The sequence below is a fragment of the Lysobacter sp. TAB13 genome (assembly GCF_052113885.1).
In the GTDB taxonomy this organism is placed as follows: Bacteria; Pseudomonadota; Gammaproteobacteria; order Xanthomonadales; family Xanthomonadaceae; genus Lysobacter; species Lysobacter gummosus.
This window is the reverse complement of sequence record NZ_JBFRDR010000001.1, coordinates 121644-142513: the sequence shown is the minus strand read 5'-3', so window position 1 is coordinate 142513 and position 20870 is coordinate 121644. Positions and strand designations below refer to the sequence as shown.

Below are 20870 nucleotides of genomic sequence, written 5' to 3'. Positions count from 1 at the left end.
GGACACCCGAAGGGCGGCGCACATGGACGTGCGCCGGGTGCCACCTTGGGCAGGATGCCCAATGTGGCACCTGCCTGCGCAAGCACCGCACTCGTGGCTTTTGACTCGAAACAGCCAAAGCGTTTTCTTTGGTTACTTTCTTTGTCGCTTTGGACAAAGAAAGTGACCCGCCGCTCCATGGCGGAAGCGTTTAGCGTTTGATCTTGCTTGTAGCGTTTGATCCTGGTTGAAGCTTCTAAGAGCCCAACCGCCCTGATCGAAACAACCAGTCCTGCGCACTCCCTCCTACCGTCATTCCCGCGAACGCGGGAATCCAGGGCCTTTCGTGCGAGAACGCTTGAAGCCGCTGGATTCCCGCTTTCGCGGGAATGACGAGCAAAAGAAGCCTCAAGCAAGGGCGAGAGCAAGATCAAACGCCAAACGCTTCCGCCATAGAGCGGCGGGTCACTTTCTTTGTCCAAAGCCACAAAGAAAGTAACCAAAGAAAGGGCTTTAGCTGTTTCGAATCAAGAGCCACGAGTGCGGTGCCTGCGCAGGCAGGTCCCGCAGTGGGCATCCTGCCCACGGCGGGACCCGGCGCACGTCCATGTGCGCCGCCCTCCGGGTGTCCCTGATCTCGCGAGTTACAAGCGACGCCCGGCAACAGCAACAGCCGAAGCACAGCAAAGCGAAGCCAAGGCAAAGCAAAATCTCGGCAACGGCAACGGCAACGGCAACGGCAACGGCAACGGCAAACGGCAAACGGCAACGAGCCGCGCCGCAGCCGCAATCAGCTCCGCAACTTCAAGTGTGGCTTTCAGCAAACGGCAATCGAAAGATGGATTCCGGCAGGCGCCTCGACGCAAGCGCGCCGCGCCACCTCACCCAAACAACCCCCGCTCGCAGACCCCAATCACCACCTCGCGCAACCACCGATTCGCCGGTTCGAACTCGCTGTTGGCATGCCAATACAAATGCAGTTGCGCCGCCGGCAGCACGAACGGCACCGCCACCCGCCGCAAGTGCGCGTTCGCCGCGATGCGTCCGGCCAAGCCCGCCGGCATGGTCAGCAAGGCATCGGATTGAGCGACGACTTCGCACGCCGAGTGGTAGTTCTGACAGCGCAACGCGATGACCCGCTGCAAACCCAGGTTGAGCAAGGCGATGTCTTCGATCACCTGTCCGCTGGCGCGCGTGGACACCGCCACGTGCCGCGCCTGCAGGTACTGCTTCAGGCTCAGGCGCTTCGACAGCGCATGGCCCTCGCGCATCATCACGCAGAAACCGTCCTGGAACAGCGGCTGGTGCCGTACCGGTTCGCTGATCGGCAAGGCCACGTCCACGGCCAGATCGACCTGGCCGGCGGCGAGTTCGCGGCCCAGCTCGCGCCGCGCCACCGCCACGCTGGCCAAGGTCGCGCCGGGGGCGTGCGCGTGCAGGGTCTGCGCCAGCGCCGGCAGCAGGGCGCTCTCGGTCGCGTCGGGCATGCCGACGCGGAAGGCCTGGCGCGTGTGCGCCGGGTCGAAGCGGTCCCAGTGCTGCAGCAGTTCGCGCAGCCGGGTCAGGGTGTCGATCAGTTGCGGAGCGATGCGCTGACAGGACGGGGTCGGGCTCATGCGCCGGCCGTCGCGCACGAACAGCGGGTCGCCGAAGTGCTGGCGCAGCCGGGTCAGCGCGTGGCTCACCGCCGACGGCGTCAGGTACAGCGACTGCGCGGCGCGGCTGAGGTTCTGCTCGCGGTGCACGGCCTCGAACACCTTGAGCAGGTTGAGGTCGAGCTGGTCGGTCCGGGTATGAATCTGGTTCATAGCCGGACGTTAGCAAATATCACTTCATTCATGCCGGTCCGGCGCCTAGGATGGTCCGCAGCCGGGCCGTTCCGGCGTTCGGGATTTCCGTGATGGACTTCGCACCCAGTGCGCGCACCCAGGACTATCTGCAACGCCTGCAGGCCTTCATCGCCGAACACGTGGCCCCCTTCGATGCCCAGTACCGGCGCGAGAACGCGCAGACCAACGCCGGCGCCGACTGGCGGCAATGGCGCGTGCACCCGCGCATCGCCCAGCTCAAGACCTTGGCGCGCGAAGCCGGGTTGTGGAATCTGTTTCTGCCCGACGCCGAACTCGGCGCCGGCCTGTCGGTGCTGGAATACGCGCCGCTGGCCGAGGCGATGGGGCATTACGAATTCGCCGCGGAAATCTTCAACTGCAACGCGCCCGACACCGGCAACATGGAAGTGCTGCACCACTTCGGCAGCGACGCGCAGAAAGCGCAGTGGCTGCGGCCGCTGCTGGACGGGCAGATCCGCTCGGTGTTCTGCATGACCGAGCCCGATGTGGCGTCTTCCGATGCCACCAACATGCAGGCCGAAGTCAAAGAGGACGGCGACTGGTTGGTGTTGAACGGGCGCAAATGGTGGTCCACCGGCATCGGCCATCCCGAAGCCAAGCTGGCGATCTTCATGGGCCTGTCCGATCCGCAGGCCGCGCCGCACGCGCGCCATAGCATGGTGCTGGCGCCGCTGGACGCGCCGGGCGTGCGCATCGAACGCATGCTGCCGACCTTCGGCGAATACGATCCGCCCTACGGCCACGGTGAGGTCGTGTTCGACAACGTGCGGGTGTCGCGCGATCAGCTGATCCTCGGCCTGGGCCAGGGTTTCGCCATCGCCCAGGGCCGGCTCGGGCCGGGCCGCATCCATCACTGCATGCGCGCGATCGGCGCGGCCGAACGCGCGCTGGAACTGATGATCCGCCGCGGCAGCTCGCGCGAAGCCTTCGGCCAGCCGATCCTGCGCCTGGGCGGTAATCTGGAACGCGTCGCGCAGGCGCGCATGGCCATCGATCAGGCGCGGCTGCTGACCTTGTATGCGGCATGGAAGATCCAGAACTTCGGAGTCAAGAACGCGATGACGGAAATTTCCGCGATCAAGGTGATCGCGCCGAACATGCTGCAGACCATCGTCGATCAGGCGATCCAGATCCACGGCGGCGCTGGTGTCTCGCACGACGTGCCGCTGACCGGATTGTTCATGATCGCGCGCGCCTTGCGCATCGCCGACGGTCCCGACGAGGTGCACAGCGCGATGGTCGCGCGCATGGAACTGGCCAAGTACGGCCTCGGCCGTAGCCGCAAGGAGGCCGCATGAGCACCGCGGGCCAAGGACAACGCGTCTTCATCACCGGCGGCGCCTCCGGCCTGGGCCGCGCGCTCGCCGAAGGCTATGCGCGCGAAGGCGCGCGCGTGTGCATCGGCGACGTCAACGCCGCGCGCGGCGAAGAAACCCTGGCGGCGTTGCGCGATGCCGGTGCGCAGGCGCACTACCTGCATTGCGACGTGACCCGCGAGGAAGACCTGCAAGCCGCCGCCGATTGGCTGCAGGCGAACTGGAACGGCGTGGACCTGGTGGTCAACAACGCCGGCGTCGCCGACATGGGCCCGGTAGAGGCGATGCCGATCGCCGACTGGCAGTGGATGATCGACATCAACCTGCTCGGCGTGGTGCGCGGCTGTAAGGTGTTCGCGCCGCTGATGCGCAAGCAGGGGCAGGGCACCTTGCTCAACATCGCCTCGATGGCCGGGCTGATCCATCCTCCCTATGCCGGCGCCTACAACGCGACCAAGGCCGCGGTGGTGGCCTTGTCGGAAACGCTGAAGGCGGAGCTGGAATCGGCCGGCATCCGCGTCAGCGTGGCCTGTCCGGCGTTTTTCCGCACCAACCTGAGCGAAAGCCTGCGCAGCCGCGATCCGCGTTATGCGCGCTGGATGCGCAAGCTGGTCGATGAGTCCTCGATCGGCGCGGAAGAGATCGCGGCCAAGATCCGCGCCGGCGTAGCCCGCGGCGAGTTCCGCATTCTCACCCACGCCTCGGCGCGGCGTTTCTGGATGCTCAAGCGGTTGCTGCCTTACAGCTTGTACGAAGCGGCGATGCGCCGCGCCGGCAAGGGCGGGTCGGGAAAGAAGCAGGCGCAATCGGCGGGCAGCAAAGGATGAGTGCGGCCGCCGGCGGCAACGGGCCGCGCGAGGACGCGCGCGCCGCGCGCAGCGGCGAGGAACTCGACGGCGTCGCGGTGGATGCCTGGCTCAAGGCGCGCATGCCGCATCTGCGCGGCGCGCCGCAGGTCACGCAGTACACCGGCGGTGCGTCGAACTGGACCTATCGGCTGCAGTACGACAACGACGATCTGATCCTGCGGCGCCCGCCGGCCGGTAAGAAAGCCAAGTCCGCGCACGACATGGGCCGCGAGTTCCGCATCCAGCGCGCGCTGATGCCGGTGTATCCGTTCGTGCCGGAGATGTACGCGCACTGCGAGGACGAGTCGGTGATCGGCGCGGAGTTCTACGTCATGCAGCGCCTGGACGGGCTGATCCTGCGCAAGAACCTGCCGCGCGGGCTGGAGTTGTCGCCAGAGCAGGTGCGCAGCTTGTGCACGCGCGTGCTCGACACCTTGATCGCGCTGCATCAGGTCGATCACCGCGCCGCCGGCCTGGAGCAGCTCGCGCCCGGCGCCGGTTACACCCGGCGGCAGATCGAAGGCTGGAGCAAGCGTTATCGCGATGCGCGCACCTGGAACGTCCCCTCCGGCGGCAAGATCATCGACTGGCTGCAGGCGAACCTGCCGCAGGACGAAACCATCTGCCTGACCCACAACGACTTCCGGTTCGATAACGTGGTGCTCGACGCCAACGATCCGACCCGGGTCGTCGGCGTGCTGGACTGGGAACTGGCGACGCTGGGCGATCCGCTGATGGACGTGGGCAATCTGCTCGCGTACTGGGTCCAGGCCGACGACGATTTCCTGGCCCGCGACACCCGTCGTCAACCCACCCATCTTCCCGGCATGTTCACCCGCCGCGAGGTCATGGACTACTACAGCCAGCGCACCGGCCTGCGTCCGCGCAGTTGGGCGTTCTACGAGGTCTACGGCCTGTTCCGGCTGTCGGCGATCGCGCAGCAGATCTATTACCGCTATCACCACGGCCAGACCCGCAACCCTGCGTTCAAGCGCTTCTGGCTGTCGGTGAATTACCTGCACTGGCGTTGCCGGCGCGCGATCGCTCGCGAGCGCGGCTGAGATGGCGACGACGATCCATCTGATCCGCCACGGTCAGGCCGCGTTCGGCGCTGCCGATTACGACGAACTGAGCGCGCGCGGCCGCGAGCAATCGCGCCTGCTCGGCGCCGCGCTGGCGCCGTTGGCGGGCGAGGGCGATGTCGCGATCTGCGGAGGGATGCGGCGGCATCGGCAGACGGCGGAGGAATGTTTGCGCGCGATGTACGACGCCAAGTCCCAGCACTCGCCGTCAGTAGCATCCTCCGATCAAGCACAACTTAGCCCCTCTCCCGCTAGCGGGAGAGGGGTTGGGGTGAGGGGCCCCCAGATCGCCGCACCACCCAAATCAACCCCACACATCGACACTCGCTGGAACGAATTCGACCACGCGCAAATCATCGCCCGCCACGCTCCCGACTACGCCGATCACGACCATCTGGTGGCCCACCTGAGCGCCCAACCCGACCCGCGCCGCGCCTTCCAGTCGCTGTTCGCCGCGGCGATGACGCGCTGGTGTTCGGGCGACTTCGACGCCGACTACGACGAAACCTGGTTTGCGTTCCAGCAGCGCTGCCTGGCCGCGATGCACGCCGCCGCCGAAGCCGGCGGCGGCGCGGCCAATGTCTGGGTGTTCACCTCCGGCGGCGCGATCGCGGCGGTGGTACAACAACTGCTGGAGGTGTCCGACGCCCAGGCCATGCGCCTGAGCTGGACCCTGGTCAACACCGGCGTCACCCAATTGCACCTCGCCCGCGGCGGCGTGCGCCTGTCCACCTTCAACGGCCACGCCCATCTGTACGGGCGCGATGGCCTCGTCACTTACCGCTGAGCCGGAGACCTTTCATGCGCAAGCGCATCCTCATCACCGGCGCCAGTTCCGGACTCGGCCGCGGCATGGCCCGCGAATTCGCCCGCGCCGGCAGCGACCTGGCCTTGTGCGCGCGGCGCATCGACCGCCTGCAGGCGCTGAAGGCGGAACTGGAAGTCGCGCATCCGGGCATCCGAGTCGCCATCCGCAGCCTGGATGTCACCCAGTACGACGAAGTCTTCAGCGTATTCCGTTCGCTGCGCGATGAACTGGGCGGCCTCGACCGGGTCGTGGTCAACGCCGGCATCGGCCAGGGCGCGCCGATCGGCAAGGGCCAGTTCGCCTTGAACCGCAGCATCGTGGAAACCAACTTCCTCGCCGCGCTGGCGCAGTGCGAGGCGGCGATGGAGATCTTCCGCGATGCCTCGCAGGGCCATCTGGTGCTGATTTCCTCGATGAGCGCGATGCGCGGCATGCGCGGCGGCCTGACCGCCTACGCCGCCAGCAAGGCCGGCGTGGCCTCGCTGGCCGAGGGCATCCGCACCGACATGCTGCGCAAGCCGGCGATCAAGGTCAGCACGATCTTCCCCGGTTACATCCGCACCGAGATGAACGACCAGTCGCCGGCCAAGCAGACGCCGCACATCATCGACGAAGCCACCGGCTGCCGTTTGCTGGTGCGCGCGATCGACAAGGAAAAAGCCAAGGCCTACGTGCCGTGGTGGCCGTGGGCGCCGCTGGGCTGGCTGATGAAGCGGATGCCGTTGGCTTGGGTGGCTAAGCTCAACTGAGTGGCGCGCCTGCCTCGGCGAATCAACCGCGGTGCTTCTGCGCCAAGTCTTCCAGAATCGGACACTCCGGCCGATCGTCGCCATGGCAGCGCCGCGCCAGTTCCTCCAAGGTGCGCTGCATCGTCTGCATCTCGCGAATCTTCGCCGCCAGCTCCGCGGCGTGATCCAGGGCCATGCGCTTGACCTCGGCGCTCTCGCGCGAGCGGTTGTCCCACAGGCCCAGCAAGGTCTCGATCTGCTTGATCGAAAACCCCAGCGAGCGCGAGCGTTTGACGAAGCGCAACCGGTGCAGGTCGCTGTCGCTGTACAAACGATAGCCGGCGACGCTGCGATGGGCCGCCGGGATCAGGCCGATGCCTTCGTAGTGGCGGATCATCTTCGCGCTCACGCCGCTGAGCTGCGCGGCTTCGCCGATGTTGTGCAGGCCGTCGGCCTTGGCCTGGGCGAGTTCGGGGGCGATGGCGCTGTGGTTCACGGGCGGCTTCCTCTTGATCGGGTTCATGCCGGCCTCCAGCGGCGCAGCAGCAAGGTATTGGCGAGCACGGTGACGCTGGAGAAGGCCATGGCCGCAGCGGCGACCACCGGGTCCAGCAGGCCCAGCATCGCCAGCACGATGCCGACGACGTTGTAGCCGAAGGCCCAGAACAGATTCTGGCGGATCTTGCCGGTAGTGCGGCGCGAAATCGCGATGGCGTCGGCGATCAAGCTCAGTTGCGCGCGCATCAGAGTGATGCCGGCCGCCTGCATGGCCACGTCGGTGCCGCTGCCCATGGCGATGCCGACATCGGCCGCGGCCAGCGCCGGCGCGTCGTTGACGCCGTCGCCGACCATCGCCACGCGGCCGTCGCGGGCGAATTCCGCCACTGCTTGCGCCTTGTGTTCGGGCAGCACGTCGGCGCGCACGTCGTCGATGCCCAGTTGCGCGGCGATGGCCTGCGCGGCGCCGGCGTGGTCGCCGGAGATCATCGCGGTGCGCAGGCCCATCGCGTGCAGGCGCTCGATCGCGGCCCGGGCGCCGGGGCGCGGCGTGTCGGCGAAGGCCAGCAGGCCCAGCACGCGCGGCGCGCCGGCGTCCTGCGCGGCCAGCCACGACAGGCTGTGGCCGCGTTCGCGCAGCGTCTGCGCCTGGGCGCGCAGCGGCGACAGATCGGCGCCGGCCTCCTCCAGCATGCGGGTGCTGCCGAGCAGCAGCGCGCGGCCTTCGACTTCGCCGCGCAGGCCGCGTCCGGGCACCGCGCGCACGGAGGTGGCGGCCGGGATCGCGCCGCCGTCGAACGCGCTCAGCACCGCTTTCGCCAGCGGATGCTCGCTGCCCGATTGCAGCGCCGCCACCGCGCGCAGCAGCGCATCGCGATCGCCGTCGATGGCGATCGACTCGCTCAGCACCGGCTTGCCTTCGGTCAGCGTGCCGGTCTTGTCGAACGCGACCCGCTCGATGCGATGGGCGATTTCCAGCGCCTGCGCGTCCTTGATCAAAATGCCGTGGCGCGCGGCGACGCCGGTGCCGGCCATGATCGCGGTCGGCGTGGCCAGCCCGAGCGCGCAGGGGCAGGCGATCACCAGCACCGCGACGGCGTTGAGGATGGCGCGGTTCCAGTCGCCGGTGGACAGGCCCCAGCCGAGCAGGGTGAGCACGGCCAGCACGACCACCACCGGCACGAACACCGCGCTGACCCGGTCCACCAGATGCTGGATCGGCGCCTTGCGCGCCTGCGCGTCTTCGACCAGACGGATGATCCGCGCCAGCGCGCTTTCCGCGCCGACCGCGAGGGTTTCCACCACGATCCGGCCTTCGCCGTTGACCGCGCCGCCGGTCACCCGGTCGCCTTCGCCGCGCGCGACCGGCAGCGATTCGCCGGTGATCAGCGATTCGTCGGCATGGGTGCGGCCTTCGACGATGCGGCCGTCGGCGGCGATGCGTTCGCCGGGACGCACGACGAGATGATCGCCGACGCGCAGTTGCGCGATCGCCACCTCGTGTTCGACCCCGTCGCGCAGCACTCGCGCGCTGGCCGGGCGCAGCGCCTGCAGGGCGCGGATGGCGGCGGTGGTCTGGCGCTTGGCGCGCGCTTCCAGCCAGCGGCCGAGAAGGATCAAGGTGACGATGGCGGCCGAGGTTTCGAAGTACAGCGCAGCGCTGTCGCCGCGCAGCAGGTGATACAGGCTCAGGCCGTAACCGGCGCTGGTGCCGAGCGCGACCAGCAGATCCATATTGCCGCTGCGCGCGCGCAACGCGCCCCAGGCGGCGCGATAGAAGCGCGCGCCCAGCCAGAATTGCACCGGCGTGGCCAGGGCGAACTGCAACCAGCCCGGCAGCATCCAGTGCTGGCCGAACGGCAGCGCCAGCATCGGTGCGATCAGCGGCGCGGTCAGCAATGCGGCGATCAGCAGGTGGCGGGTTTCGCGGGTGACGGGCGAGGTTGCGCTCGCGCTCGCAGCGATGTGGATGTCGCCAGCGGCCGCGACATCATCAGCAGGCTCGGCGCCCGCCTGCGCGGAATCGGCCAAGGCCGCCGCATAGCCGGCGTGTTTCACCGCATCGATCAACGCCGGCACCTCGGTGCCCGCGACCACCCGCACGCGTGCCTGCTCGGTGGCCAGATTGACCGAGGCCTCCAGCACCCCGGGCACGGCCTTGAGCGCTTTCTCGATCCGGCCGACGCACGAGCCGCAGTTCATGCCGGCCAATCGCAGCGCGATTTCTTCGCTTACCAGGGTGTAACCGGCGACGCGGACCGCCTGCTCGATCTCAGCAGGTGAGACGGCGTCGGTGAAGGCTACCCGGGCGCTTTCGGTGGCCAGATTCACGCTGACCGAATCCACGCCCGGCACGGCCCGCAGCGCTTTTTCGACCCGTCCCACGCACGAGCCGCAGGTCATGCCCGCAATGGGCGCCTGCAGCTGGCGCAGGCCGGGGAGGGAGGAGGCAGTCGCATTCATGAAAGACATCCAGGAGACTCGATGCCAGCCAGGGTGGGCCTTGCCATGATGGGAAGGTCAAGCGTCGGCCGGCGTGAGCGCGGCTGAACCGTTCACCGCTTCGAACCGGTCGCGCGCGCCGCGGCCGTTCAGGCGGTAGGCAATGCCACAATCGCCCCCATCTGGAGACGATCCTTCCGGTCTGCCGGAGTACCGCACGATCATGGTGCTAGACGACTTCCATCCCGCCATCGCCGCCTGGTTCCGCGCCGCCTTCCCGGCGCCGACGCAGGCGCAGGAACTGGCGTGGCCGGCGATCAAGGCCGGCCGCAACACCCTGGTCGCCGCGCCGACCGGTTCGGGCAAGACCCTGACCGCGTTCCTGGCCGCCATCGACGAGTTGGTGCGCGAAGGCCTGGGCCCGGACAACGCCGGCCAGGGCCTGCGCGATGAAACCGCGGTGGTCTACGTCTCGCCGCTGAAGGCGCTGTCCAACGACATCCACCTCAATCTGGAAGCGCCGCTGGCCGGCATCGCCGAGCAACTGCAGCGCATGGGCCTGCCCGATCCGGGCATCCGCACCGCGGTGCGCACCGGCGACACTCCGGCCGGCGAGCGCACGCAGATGCGCAAGCGGCCGCCGCATATCCTGGTGACCACGCCGGAATCGCTGTACGTATTGATGGGCTCGGAATCCGGACGCGCCATGCTGTCCACGGTGCGTTCGGTGATCGTGGATGAAATCCATGCCGTTGCCGACGACAAGCGCGGCAGCCATCTCAGCCTGACCCTGGAGCGCCTGCGCGAACTGTGCGCCACGCCGCCGGTACGCATCGGCCTGTCCGCGACGCAGAAGCCGATCATCGAAGTCGCGCGCTTCCTGGTCGGCAGCGAGGCGGTCGATGCGAACGGCGTGCCCGATTGCGCCATCGTCGATATCGGCTACGCCAAGCAGCGCGATCTGGCTCTGGAACTGCCGGCCTCGCCGCTGTCGGCGGTGATGTCGCACGAACAATGGGACGAGGTCTATACGCGTCTGGCCGCGCTGGTCGGCGAACACCGCACCACCCTGGTCTTCGTCAACACCCGGCGCATGGCCGAGCGCGCCGCGCGCCATCTGGCCGACCGGCTCGGCAAGGACGCGGTTGCCGCGCATCACGGCAGCTTGTCGCGCGAATTGCGCCTGGACGCCGAGCAGCGGCTCAAGCGCGGGCAACTGCGGGTGCTGGTCGCGACCGCGTCGCTGGAGCTCGGCATCGATATCGGCGATGTCGATCTGGTCTGCCAGCTCGGTTCGCCGCGCGCCATCGCCGCGTTTCTGCAGCGGGTCGGGCGCGCCGGCCACCATGTCGGCGGCGTGCCGAAGGGGCGGTTGTTCCCGCAGTCGCGCGACGATCTGGTCGAATGCGCGGCGCTGCTCGACAGCGTGCGCCGCGGCGAACTCGACGCCCTGCAGATTCCGCCGGCGCCGCTGGACGTGCTGGCGCAGCAGATCGTCGCCGAAGTCGCCGCGCGCGAGTGGAGCGAGGACGCGCTCTACACCTGGGTGCGCCGCGCCTGGCCGTATGCGCAACTGGCGCGCAAGGACTTCGATGCGATCGTGCGCATGCTGGCCGACGGTTTCACCACCCGGCGCGGCCCGCGCGCGTCCTACATCCATCGCGACGCCGTGCACGGGCGCGTGCGCGCGCGGCGCGGCGCGCGCCTGACCGCGGTGATGTCCGGCGGCACCATTCCCGATACCGGCGACTACGCGGTGCTGCTGGAACCCGAAGCGCAGGTGATCGGCAACGTCAACGAGGATTTCGCGGTCGAGAGTCTGGCCGGCGACGTGTTCCAGCTCGGCAACGCCAGCTATCGCATCCTGCGGGTGGAACCGGGCCGGGTGCGGGTCGAGGATGCGCAGGGCCAGCCGCCCAATATTCCGTTCTGGCTCGGCGAAGCGCCCGGCCGCAGCGATGAGTTGTCGCACAGCGTGTCGCGTTTGCGCGCGCAGGTGGAGGCGCTGCTGAGCGAGGCCGCCGATGCCGCCGGCGCGGCGCGCCAACTCAGCGAGGCCTTGGCACTCGACGCCGAAGCCGCATTGCAGCTGACCGACTATCTGGCCCGCACGCGGCAAGTGCTGGGCGTGGTGCCGACCCAGGAAACGCTGGTGTTCGAGCGTTTCTTCGACGAATCCGGCGGCACCCAGCTGGTGATCCATTCGCCTTACGGCAGCCGCATCAACAAGGCCTGGGGACTGGCGCTGCGCAAGCGCTTCTGCCGCAAGTTCAATTTCGAACTGCAGGCGGCCGCGACCGAGGACGCGATCGTGCTGTCGCTGTCCACCGCGCACAGCTTCGCCTTGGAAGAGGTGGCGCGTTATCTGCATTCGGCCTCGGCGCAAGACGTCCTGATCCAGGCGCTGCTCGATGCGCCCTTGTTCGGCGTGCGCTGGCGCTGGAACGCGACCACCTCGCTGGCGTTGCCGCGCTTCGTCGGCGGCCGCAAGGTGGCGCCGCAGTTGCAGCGGATGAAGAGCGAAGACCTGCTGGCGACGGTGTTCCCGGATCAAGTCGCTTGCGCGGAAAATCTGGTCGGCGAGCGCGAGGTGCCCGAGCATCCGCTGGTCGCGCAGACCCTGCACGATTGCCTGTTCGAAGCGATGGACAGCGCCGGCTGGCTGCGCATGCTGCAGCGGCTGGAAGCCGGCGAGATCCGCGTGGTCGGCCGCGACGTGACCGGGCCGTCGCCGATCGCGGCCGAGGCGATCAACGCCAAGCCCTACGCCTTCCTCGACGATGCGCCGATCGAAGAGCGCCGCACCCAGGCGGTGATGGCGCGGCGTTACGCCCAGGCCGACAGCGCCGACGATCTGGGCCGGCTCGATCCGGAGGCGATCGACGCGGTGCGCCTGGAAGCCTGGCCGGAAGTGCGCGATTTCGACGAAATGCACGAAGCGCTGATGGGGCTGGGCTACGTCACCGCGGAAGAAGCCCGGGCGCCCGGCTGGCAGGGCTGGTTGTGCGAGTTGGCCGACAGCGGCCGCGCCACCGCGCTGCGCTTGAACGCATCCGATGCTGAGCCGTCGTGGTGGGTCGCGACCGAAGGCCTGCCGCAGGCGCTGGCGCTGTTTCCCGATGCGCTGGCGACGCCGCCGGTGCGGGTGCCGGAGGAATACGCGCAGGCCGAATGGACCGCCGAATCGGCGCTGATCGATCTGTTGCGTTCGCGCCTGACCGCGCTGGGCCCGACCACCGTCGCGGTGCTGGCGCGCGACAGCCGCCGCGATGCCGGCGAGATCGAACTGGCGCTGCTGCGCCTGGAATCGGAAGGCTATGTGATGCGCGGCCGCTTCAGCCGCGAGAGCCTGCTCGGCGGCGATGAACAATGGTGCGAGCGGCATCTGCTGGCGCGCATCCACCGCTATACCGTCGGCCGCCTGCGCCGCGAGATCGAACCGGTGGCGCCGCGCGATTTCGCCCGCTTCCTGGCCGACTGGCAGCATTTGTCCAAGCGCGCGCGCATGAGCGGCCCGCAGGCGCTGCAGGCGGTGCTGGAGCAACTGGAAGGATTCGAAGCGCCGGCCTGCGTGTGGGAAAGCGAACTGCTGCCGGCGCGCATCGCCGATTACGAATCCAGCTGGCTCGACGAACTGTGCGCCGCCGGCCGGATCACCTGGGCGCGCCTGCGTCCGAACGCCAACGCCGCCGGCGGCGACAACGCCGCGCCGCAGGGCGTGCCGAGCGTGCGCCAGACCCCGATCGTGCTGCTGCCGCGCCGCGCCTTGCCCGACTGGCGCGCGGCCGCCGACCGCAACGCCGATCCGGCGCCGGTGTCCTCGCGCGCGCAACGCGTGCTGAGCGTGCTGGAATCGCGCGGCGCCTCGTTCTTCGACGAACTCGAACACTCCGCGCATCTGCTGCGCACCGAACTGGAAGAAGCGCTGGGCGAACTGGTCACCCGCGGCCGCATCACCTGCGACAGCTTCGCCGGCCTGCGCGCCTTGCTGGTGCCGCCGTCCAAGCGCGCCTCGACCCACGGTCATCGCCGCCGCCGCGCGATGCTCACCGATCTGCAGGACGCCGGCCGTTGGTCGCTGACCGCCGCCGCGCCGCTGCCGGTCGCCGATGCCGTGAGCGCTCCGGCGCAGGCCGCGCGCGACGCCGAAGCGATCGAACACATCGCCTGGCGCCTGCTCGAACGCTACGGCGTGGTGTTCTGGCGCCTGATCCAGCGCGAAGCCGGCTGGCTGCCGCCGTGGCGTGATCTGTTGCGGGTTTATCGCCGTCTGGAAGCGCGCGGCGAAATCCGCGGCGGCCGTTTCATCGCCGGCATGACCGGCGAGCAATACGCCTTGCCCGACGCGGTCAACGCCTTGCGTCAGGTGCGCCAGCGCGAACACGACGGCGAAATCGTCTGCGTGTCCGCGGCCGATCCCTTGAACCTCACCGGCAGCGTGCTGGCCGGGACCAAGGTCGCGCGCATTCCCGGCGCGCGCATCGCCCTGCGCGACGGCGTCGCGGTGGCGAGCCTGCTGGCCGGGCAGGTGGAGGAAATCGAAACCCTGCAGGCGCAGGATCAGCGCGAAGTGCACCGCCTGCTGGTGCGGCGGCCGGGCAGCGCGAGCGCAGCGGCGGAATCGAGCATCGATCAGGCGCTGCGCAATCTCGCCGCGCGTTCGAGTTGATGACTGCGGCTATCTGACCGGTTCAGGCTCAAACCGTGACGACGGTCGGACGGGTTAAAAGCGCGTAGACCCAACGTAACGGCCGCGTATGCAACAGGCGCCGCCCGGCGAACCAATCCGCGCGCCGCGCGCGCGTTGTTCCAATCCCATCGCGCGTGCGCCGCGCATCGTCCATGCGCGGCGCGCGGCCGCGTTGACGCAACTGAACGCTTGGACAATCCGCTGCTCTCGCACTGACGCGGTCTTCGCGCGCTGCGATGGCAAGGTACGCCAGGGGTCCGTGATCGACCGAATGCATCCGGACTCGCAACCGCACGCCGTGCATCCACCGGGCGCGAAAGGGTTGCAAGTCTGAAACATTCGCCCATGCCACCCACGCACGCGATCGCAAACGCGCCGCGGTGCACCGCAAGGAGTCAAGCATGCGCTTCGAAAGCCATCGTACCCATCACAGCGGTTTCGTCGTTTCCTCCAGTGCGATCGGCGCCGGCCGTTTCTCCAGGCCGCTGGATTCGATCCTCTCGCCCGACGCCGTCGATCTGGATGCGGAGATGTCGTACTGGCGCGGCCATCACCGCGGTCTGATCGATCGCACCGGCCTGCGTTTTGGCGACTACGAGCCGGCCTTGAAGCTGGGCCTGGACGCGTACATGCGCGGTCACGGCCGCAGTTTTTCCGAGATGGAAGAAGAATTGCGCGGATGTTACCGGCGCGTGCGCGGCGCCTCGCGCCTGGACTGGGACGAGGCGCGCGTGGTCGTGGCCGCGGCCTGCGAACGCCTGCGCCTGCACCGGCGCGCGCAATGAATGCATTGCACCGGGCCTTCGAGCGCGGGGCCAAGGCGGCCGCGCGCTTCACCGGGCAACCGCTGTGTTTCGGCCTCGCGGTCGGGGTGGTGCTGGTATGGGTGATCACCGGGCCCTTGTTCGGTTTCAGCGACACCTGGCAACTGGTAATCAACACCGGCACCACCATCGTCACCTTCCTGATGGTGTTCCTGATCCAGAACTCGCAGAACCGCGACTCCACCGCGGTGCAGATCAAGCTCGACGAACTGATCCGCGCCACCGAGAGCGCGGAGAACAGCCTGCTGGATCTGGAAGAACTAGACGAAGTCACGCTGGAAGAGTTCCGCGCGCGTTACGAATTGCTCGCGTGCAAGGCGCGCGAACTGCTGGAGGAGACGAAGCGGGCGCAGGACGCGGACAGCGACGACGATCGTCCTGATCCCGCCGCGCATGGCAACCCGCGCGTTTCCGGCGACCGCGAAGACGCGCCGCGGCTTGGCGCTGCGATTGAATCGCGCGCCGCCGCCGAGCGTCGGCCCACCGAGCCAAACCGGCCGCGTCCGGTCTGGCCCACCTCCGAGGATTGACCATGGCGCGCTTGATCTGAGCGCGCGCGATCGCAAGGCGGAATGCAAAGGCGACTGCAAGGTCGAAATGCGAAGCCGAGTAGCGCGGAACCGCCCGCTCGCGCCGCATCAGGCCGGATCTCGGATCAAGGAGTCGAAGATGGCGCCTACGAACATCACCCATCCCGAACGCATCGTGTTCCCCGAGCCGGGCATCAGCAAGGGCGAGGTCGCCGACTACTATCGCGCGGTCGAGCGATGGCTGCTTCCGGAGTTGATCGACCGGCCGATCTCGTTGCTGCGTTGTCCCGACGGCATCGCCTCGCAGTGTTTTTTCCAGAAGCACCACAGCGACAGTTTCGGCCCGCACGTGCATGCGGTGAATCTGCGCGAGTCCGGTGGCAAGGCCGATTACGTTTATGTGCGCGACATCGAGGGGGTGATGGCGCTGGTGCAGATGAATACCCTGGAATTCCATCCCTGGGGCGCGCGCCGCGACAAACCGGACCGGCCCGATCGCATCGTTTTCGATCTCGATCCGGCCGAAGGCTTGGCCTGGAGCGAGATCAAGCGCGCCGCGCGCGAGGTGCGCGACCGCCTCAGCGAGATCGGCCTGGACAGTTGGGTGCGGCTGTCCGGCGGCAAGGGCGTGCATGTGTGCGTGCCGATTCGCCGCGGGCCGGACTGGGCCCGGGTCAAGGCTTTCAGCGAAGCTTTCGCCGGAGCGATGGTCGAGCAATCGCCGCTGCGTTACCTCGCCACCGCGTCCAAGGCCGCGCGCAAGGACCGCATCTTCATCGACTGGCTGCGCAACGCCCGCGGCGCGACCAGCGTCACCAGCTGGTCGTTGCGCGCGCGCAGCGGCGCGCCGGTGGCGATGCCGCTGCGTTGGGACGAATTCAGCCGCAGCCGTGCCTCGACCGATTTCGATCTGGCCAAGGCCAAGCGCCGTGCCTCGCGCCTGAGCAGCGATCCCTGGGAAGGTTTCGCCCAGGCCGAACAGACGCTGCCCGACTTGTAGTCGCTGCGGCTGATCGCCGATTCGAAGCGTCATCACCCTCGCATTACGAGCATGAACACAACACGTCGCGCTAACACCACGCTGCGGACGGCTTAACTTCGCCGCGCGTAGCGTCGTCGCCACGGAAACGCGACGACTTTCAACGGCCCGGTGAGACGTGCCGGGACACGAGAATCCACCCACAACCGCTGAGAGAACTGACCAGAACGAACAGGAGAGTCCCCATGCCCCGCGGCGACAAATCGTCCTATACCGACAAGCAGAAACGCCAGGCCGAGCACATCGAGAAAGGCTATATCGAGGAAGGCGTGTCGAAGAAGGAAGCCGAGGAACGCGCCTGGCGCACCGTCAACAAACAAGATCACGGCGGCAAGAAATCCGGCTCCGGGCGCAAGTCGCATCACTGACGCACCGCATCGCCGATCCGCGCGAACCCCATCGCCGTAACGCTTGAATCCCGCAGCCGCGCCGCTATCGGGCGCCTGCATCGATCACCAGAGGATGCCCCATGAAAACTCCGATCATCGCAACTCTCGCTCTGACCTTCGCCCTGTCCGGCGCCGCCTGGGCCGCTCCGCAGACCGCCGGCACCAAGGCCGACGCGACCGATCCGGCGGCGGCCGCCGCCACCGGCGATTCCAAGCAGCCGGTCAGCGACACCTGGATCACCACCAAGGTCAAGGCCGAACTGATGGCGTCGAGCGACGTCGCCGGCACCGACATCAATGTCGAAACCGTCAACGGCGTGGTCAAGCTGTCGGGCAATGTCGACAAGACCCAGGCCGACAAGGCCGCTTCGATCGCGAAGAATATCGATGGCGTGAAGAAGGTCGATACCAGCGGCCTGGTTTCGGCCAAGAGTGCGCACCACAAGTAAGCCGGGCATCGCTGAGCGGGTAGGTGCTCAGCGGTCCGCGGCCGGCCGTGCGGTTCACTGCGCGCGGCCGGCCGATGCGCAAGCGCTTACGCCGGCCTCGCCGCGGTTCGCGGCAAGGCTGCGGCAGCGCCGCCTCCGACCGGCGGTCGCCGATATCCGCCGATTTGCGCAGCCGGCATCACCCGATGCGACATTCCCGCGCGATCATGCCCGCATGTCGTTCCTGCGCAGCGCCGAGCCGGAGAAGGTCCACAGCGCCAGCCAAGGGCGTTGCTATCTCTACGTGCTGCCCTGCGCCTACGAGGATCTGCTCAAGCTGGGGTTTTCGCGCAATCCGCTGTCGCGCGCGCAGCAACTGCAGCCGCGCTATTTCGAATTCTTCGATCTGGATCGCGCCTTCGCGGTGCAGACCGACAGCGTGCGCGAGGCGCGCGCCATGGAACTGCGATTGCGCCGCGCCCTGATCGAACACAACGCGCCGGCGCCGCTGACCATCCGCGTCGAGGCGGCCGGGCACAGCGAGTGGTATCGCGGCGCGTACGCGATTTTGGAGGCGCAGGCGCAGATCATGCAGGCGCAGGGCCACCTCGTGCATCGTCCCTTGCGGCCGTGGCTGGGCCGGGAACTGGCCGAGCAGGGCGATCTGCTGTTTGCCCGCGCCAGCGAACTGCTCAGCCAGTTGCAGGGCGAGACCGGACTTCTGGATCAACCGCCGCTGGCGCGGCTGCGGCGCAACCTGCTCGACACCCTGGACGCGCACGCGGCCCTGGGCATCGATCTGGCCCCGCGTTTACCCGAACCCTTGTTGCACTGGTACCGGCGCGACTGAGCCGTGAACGACGGTGGCGGTAGCGATCGGCGGCACTGTGTTCTATGGCGTTCTACTCTGGGAGACGACCATGACCCGACTCGACAAACCGATACGGCGCGAACTGGAAATCGAAGGCAAGCTGTACACCCTGACCATCGACCCGGACGGCTTGAAGCTCTCCGAGAAAGGCCGGCGCAAAGGCCTGGCCCTGAGCTGGACCGAGCTGGCCTCGGGCGACGCGGCGCTGGCGGCGGCGTTGCAGGCTTCGGTCGAGCCCTGATCGCGGCGGCCTGAGCCGCTCAAAGCTCGCTCGAGTCTCTGCTTCGGGGCCGGGCGAGCCTCCGCGTCTTTTCGCTCGTCATTCCCGCGAACGCGGGAATCCAGTGACTTTGACGTTCTCGCACGAAAGTCACTGGATGTTCGGCTCCGCCGAAGTAATGCGGAGCCCGCGTTCGCGGGAATGACGGTTTGTTTTTTTCGAGATCTTGAACGGACTAAGGATGCCGCACCCGCAAAGCAATACTGATGCGCGGATCGACCACCCCCGGCGATTTGGGAATGCCATGGTCGTAGTGATGTTGCGAAGCATGACTCATCACCACCAGGCTGCCGGCTTCCAGCTCCATATGCCACTGCGTATGCGGCGCGCGCTTGGCGCGGATGGTCATGCGCCGGGTCGCGCCGAGCGACAGCACCGCGATGGGCTGGCGCGGCGCCAGATCATGCAGCTTGTCGTTATGCGGGGCGACGCTGTCGCGGCCGTCGCGATAAAGATTCAGGCCGACGCTGTTGAACGGCGCCGCCAGCCGCGCGCCGATCCGCTGCGCGGTTTCCTCCAGCATCGGCGGCAACCGCTCGCGCTCGCGGTCGAGCCGGTAGGACGCCATGCGCCGCGGCACCTCGACCAAGCGCTCGTACATCATCCGCTGCTGGCTGTTCCACTCGGCCTGATGCCACAGCACTTCGAACAGGCGCTCGCACCAGTCGCGATCGAACACGCCCGGCAGATAGCGCACGCCGCCTTCGGCGTCGTCGATCGGGTGCTGCGGATCGGAGGTGTCGAACAGCGAATTCTGGTGCATGGCCGCGTGAGGATGCCCGGGGCCGGTCGCGCCGGTTGAGACGCGCCGGCATCGAAACGGTCCTGCTCAGATGGCGCCGGATCGCGCCGCTTGCAAGTGCGCGACGGCGATGCGGATTCAGCCCGCGACCGCGTCGCGCTTCTCCAGCTTCGGCAGGAACCACGCCAGCAGGCCGATCGCCGGCAGATAGGCGCAGATCCGGTACACCGCCTCGATGCCGATATGGTCGGCCAGCTGTCCCAGCGCCGCCGCGCCCAGCCCGCCCATGCCGAAAGCGAAGCCGAAGAACAGGCCGGCGATCACGCCGGTGCGGCCGGGCACGAGTTCCTGCGCGTAGACCAGGATCGCGGAGAACGCCGAGGACAGGATCAGGCCGATGATCACCGTCAGCACCGTGGTCCAGGCCAGATTGGCGTGCGGCAGTATCAGCGTGAACGGCAGCACGCCCAGGATCGAGAACCAGATGACGTAGCGGCGGCCGATGCGGTCGCCGATCGGCCCGCCGGCCAAAGTGCCCAGCGCGACCGCGCCGAGGAACACGAACAGATGCACCTGCGCGCTCTGCGCGGTGACGCCGAACTTGTGCATCAGGTAGAAGGTGTAATAGCTCGACAGGCTGGCCATGTAGAAGTATTTGCTGAAGATCAGCAGGCCCAGCACGACCATGGTCGCGACGATGGTCTTGCGCGGCAGCCGGGGCGCGGCGACCGCGCGCGCGCCGGCCTTGCGCTGCGCGGGAATCTGTTCGCGATACCACAGGCCGATGCGGCTGAGGATCACCATCGCGGTCAGCGCCGCGAACGCGAACCAGGCGACGCTGCCCTGGCCGCGCGGCATGACGATGTACGCCGCCAGCAGCGGCCCCAGCGCCGAACCCAGATTGCCGCCGACCTGGAACAGCGACTGCGCCAGCCCGTGGCGTCCGCCGGAGGCCATGCGCGCGATACGCGAGGATTCGGGATGGAACACCGACGAACCCGAGCCGACCAGCGCCGCGGCCAGCAACAGCATCGGGAACGTCGTCGCCCGCGACAGCAGCAACAGGCCGCTGAGGGTGAAGCCCATGCCGATCGCCAGCGACCACGGCATCGGCCGCTTGTCGGTGTAGATGCCGACCAGGGGCTGCAGCAGCGAGGCGGTGACCTGGAAGGTCAGGGTGATCAGGCCGATCTGGCCGAAATCGAGCTGGAACGACTGCTTGAGCAGCGGATACAGCGCCGGCAGCAGCGACTGGATCATGTCGTTGAGCAGGTGGCAGACGCTCAGCATCGCCAGGATCGGCAAAGCGATCTTGTTCGCGGCTTCGGCGGCCGGCGCCTGGGGGGCTTCGAAAGCGGGAATCTGCGGCGTGGTCGCCGCGTCGGCCATCTCGGCCGGCGCGGTCGCGGTGGAATCCAGAGTGGTCATCGGTCGCAGCGAGTGGGGAGGGGCTGAACCTGATCAGTAGACGCCGCCTTTATCCTGCCCGCACTATCATTCAGGTCAACAATCTTCGAGAACGGGCC

The 20870-nt window shown here is 67.9% G+C and carries 16 protein-coding genes and 2 pseudogenes; 13 read left to right on the top strand and 5 right to left on the bottom strand.

What is annotated here, in order from left to right:
- Positions 1 to 860: 860 nt before the first annotated feature.
- The gene (locus AB4Y92_RS00555) at positions 861 to 1787 is read right to left on the bottom strand and encodes a LysR family transcriptional regulator (protein ID WP_441817875.1); all 927 of its coding nucleotides are present in this window, start codon (positions 1785 to 1787) and stop codon (positions 861 to 863) included.
- Positions 1788 to 1879: 92 nt separating this feature from the next.
- On the opposite strand from AB4Y92_RS00555, the gene AB4Y92_RS00550 reads away from it, so the two are divergent.
- The 5 genes from AB4Y92_RS00550 to AB4Y92_RS00530 are packed head-to-tail and all read left to right on the top strand — an operon-like array spanning position 1880 to position 6632.
- A complete protein-coding gene (locus AB4Y92_RS00550) occupies positions 1880 to 3127 on the top strand; it encodes an acyl-CoA dehydrogenase family protein (protein ID WP_441817874.1) in 1248 nt (415 codons plus the stop codon).
- A complete protein-coding gene (locus tag AB4Y92_RS00545; RefSeq protein WP_441817873.1) occupies positions 3124 to 3972 on the top strand; it encodes an SDR family oxidoreductase in 849 nt (282 codons plus the stop codon). Before AB4Y92_RS00550 ends, AB4Y92_RS00545 begins: the two co-directional genes overlap by 4 nt.
- Entirely contained in the window at positions 3969 to 5054 is a 1086-nt protein-coding gene (locus AB4Y92_RS00540) for a phosphotransferase family protein (protein ID WP_441817872.1), read from the top strand. Before AB4Y92_RS00545 ends, AB4Y92_RS00540 begins: the two co-directional genes overlap by 4 nt.
- 1 nt (position 5055) lies before the next feature.
- Positions 5056 to 5862, top strand: coding sequence for a histidine phosphatase family protein (locus tag AB4Y92_RS00535; RefSeq protein ID WP_441817871.1), 807 nt, complete (start codon positions 5056 to 5058; stop codon positions 5860 to 5862).
- Positions 5863 to 5876: 14 nt separating this feature from the next.
- Complete coding sequence (locus AB4Y92_RS00530) at positions 5877 to 6632, top strand: SDR family oxidoreductase (RefSeq protein ID WP_441817870.1); 756 nt, start codon at positions 5877 to 5879, stop codon at positions 6630 to 6632.
- Positions 6633 to 6654: 22 nt separating this feature from the next.
- On the opposite strand, the gene cueR is transcribed toward AB4Y92_RS00530, so the two are convergent.
- Together cueR and AB4Y92_RS00520 are read right to left on the bottom strand one after the other, a co-directional pair.
- Entirely contained in the window at positions 6655 to 7107 is a 453-nt protein-coding gene (gene cueR, locus AB4Y92_RS00525; RefSeq protein WP_441817869.1) for a Cu(I)-responsive transcriptional regulator, read from the bottom strand.
- A gap of 23 nt (positions 7108 to 7130) precedes the next feature.
- On the bottom strand, positions 7131 to 9572 hold the full coding sequence (locus tag AB4Y92_RS00520) for a heavy metal translocating P-type ATPase (protein WP_441817868.1): 2442 nt from the start codon (positions 9570 to 9572) through the stop codon (positions 7131 to 7133).
- A gap of 202 nt (positions 9573 to 9774) precedes the next feature.
- Here AB4Y92_RS00520 and AB4Y92_RS00515 point away from each other — a divergent pair, with 202 nt between their 5' ends.
- The 8 genes and pseudogenes from AB4Y92_RS00515 to AB4Y92_RS00480 all read left to right on the top strand — a co-directional run bounded on the left by AB4Y92_RS00515 (position 9775) and on the right by AB4Y92_RS00480 (position 18563).
- Positions 9775 to 14220 carry a DEAD/DEAH box helicase gene (locus tag AB4Y92_RS00515; protein WP_441818261.1) on the top strand — a complete coding sequence of 1482 codons (4446 nt, stop codon included), beginning with the start codon at positions 9775 to 9777 and terminating at the stop codon, positions 14218 to 14220.
- A 422-nt stretch (positions 14221 to 14642) separates the two neighbouring features.
- Positions 14643 to 15026, top strand: coding sequence for a hypothetical protein (locus AB4Y92_RS00510; RefSeq protein ID WP_441817867.1), 384 nt, complete (start codon positions 14643 to 14645; stop codon positions 15024 to 15026).
- A pseudogene (locus AB4Y92_RS00505) lies at positions 15023 to 15439 on the top strand (low affinity iron permease family protein); the annotation flags it as partial. The gene AB4Y92_RS00510 and the pseudogene AB4Y92_RS00505, both read left to right, overlap by 4 nt.
- Positions 15440 to 15734: 295 nt before the next feature.
- Positions 15735 to 16595 carry a non-homologous end-joining DNA ligase gene (ligD, locus tag AB4Y92_RS00500; protein WP_441817866.1) on the top strand — a complete coding sequence of 287 codons (861 nt, stop codon included), beginning with the start codon at positions 15735 to 15737 and terminating at the stop codon, positions 16593 to 16595.
- Between the two features lie 224 nt (positions 16596 to 16819).
- Positions 16820 to 16990: pseudogene (locus AB4Y92_RS00495) on the top strand (HupB); the annotation flags it as partial.
- Between the two features lie 113 nt (positions 16991 to 17103).
- A complete protein-coding gene (locus tag AB4Y92_RS00490; RefSeq protein ID WP_441817865.1) occupies positions 17104 to 17472 on the top strand; it encodes a BON domain-containing protein in 369 nt (122 codons plus the stop codon).
- Between the two features lie 214 nt (positions 17473 to 17686).
- Complete coding sequence (locus AB4Y92_RS00485; RefSeq protein ID WP_441817864.1) at positions 17687 to 18301, top strand: GIY-YIG nuclease family protein; 615 nt, start codon at positions 17687 to 17689, stop codon at positions 18299 to 18301.
- A gap of 70 nt (positions 18302 to 18371) precedes the next feature.
- Entirely contained in the window at positions 18372 to 18563 is a 192-nt protein-coding gene (locus tag AB4Y92_RS00480) for a hypothetical protein (protein ID WP_057942875.1), read from the top strand.
- Positions 18564 to 18777: 214 nt separating this feature from the next.
- Here the strand turns inward: AB4Y92_RS00480 and AB4Y92_RS00475 are convergent, their stop codons facing one another.
- Together AB4Y92_RS00475 and AB4Y92_RS00470 are read right to left on the bottom strand one after the other, a co-directional pair.
- Complete coding sequence (locus AB4Y92_RS00475; RefSeq protein ID WP_441817863.1) at positions 18778 to 19365, bottom strand: alpha-ketoglutarate-dependent dioxygenase AlkB; 588 nt, start codon at positions 19363 to 19365, stop codon at positions 18778 to 18780.
- Positions 19366 to 19482: 117 nt separating this feature from the next.
- Positions 19483 to 20772, bottom strand: coding sequence for an MFS transporter (locus AB4Y92_RS00470; protein WP_441817862.1), 1290 nt, complete (start codon positions 20770 to 20772; stop codon positions 19483 to 19485).
- Positions 20773 to 20870 lie beyond the last annotated feature (98 nt).

Excerpts from the sequence above, each read along its gene's own strand:
- AB4Y92_RS00485 (WP_441817864.1), top strand. The coding sequence starts at position 17,687 with ATGTCGTTCCTGCGCAGCGCCGAGCCGGAGAAGGTCCACAGCGCCAGC.
- AB4Y92_RS00510 (WP_441817867.1), top strand. The coding sequence starts at position 14,643 with ATGCGCTTCGAAAGCCATCGTACCCATCACAGCGGTTTCGTCGTTTCC.
- AB4Y92_RS00550 (WP_441817874.1), top strand. The coding sequence starts at position 1,880 with ATGGACTTCGCACCCAGTGCGCGCACCCAGGACTATCTGCAACGCCTG.
- AB4Y92_RS00520 (WP_441817868.1), bottom strand. The coding sequence starts at position 9,572 with ATGAATGCGACTGCCTCCTCCCTCCCCGGCCTGCGCCAGCTGCAGGCG.
- AB4Y92_RS00475 (WP_441817863.1), bottom strand. The coding sequence starts at position 19,365 with ATGCACCAGAATTCGCTGTTCGACACCTCCGATCCGCAGCACCCGATC.
- AB4Y92_RS00515 (WP_441818261.1), top strand. The coding sequence starts at position 9,775 with ATGGTGCTAGACGACTTCCATCCCGCCATCGCCGCCTGGTTCCGCGCC.
- AB4Y92_RS00555 (WP_441817875.1), bottom strand. The coding sequence starts at position 1,787 with ATGAACCAGATTCATACCCGGACCGACCAGCTCGACCTCAACCTGCTC.
- AB4Y92_RS00545 (WP_441817873.1), top strand. The coding sequence starts at position 3,124 with ATGAGCACCGCGGGCCAAGGACAACGCGTCTTCATCACCGGCGGCGCC.
- AB4Y92_RS00535 (WP_441817871.1), top strand. The coding sequence starts at position 5,056 with ATGGCGACGACGATCCATCTGATCCGCCACGGTCAGGCCGCGTTCGGC.
- AB4Y92_RS00540 (WP_441817872.1), top strand. The coding sequence starts at position 3,969 with ATGAGTGCGGCCGCCGGCGGCAACGGGCCGCGCGAGGACGCGCGCGCC.
- AB4Y92_RS00470 (WP_441817862.1), bottom strand. The coding sequence starts at position 20,772 with ATGACCACTCTGGATTCCACCGCGACCGCGCCGGCCGAGATGGCCGAC.
- AB4Y92_RS00530 (WP_441817870.1), top strand. The coding sequence starts at position 5,877 with ATGCGCAAGCGCATCCTCATCACCGGCGCCAGTTCCGGACTCGGCCGC.
- AB4Y92_RS00480 (WP_057942875.1), top strand. The coding sequence starts at position 18,372 with ATGACCCGACTCGACAAACCGATACGGCGCGAACTGGAAATCGAAGGC.
- AB4Y92_RS00490 (WP_441817865.1), top strand. The coding sequence starts at position 17,104 with ATGAAAACTCCGATCATCGCAACTCTCGCTCTGACCTTCGCCCTGTCC.
- ligD (WP_441817866.1), top strand. The coding sequence starts at position 15,735 with ATGGCGCCTACGAACATCACCCATCCCGAACGCATCGTGTTCCCCGAG.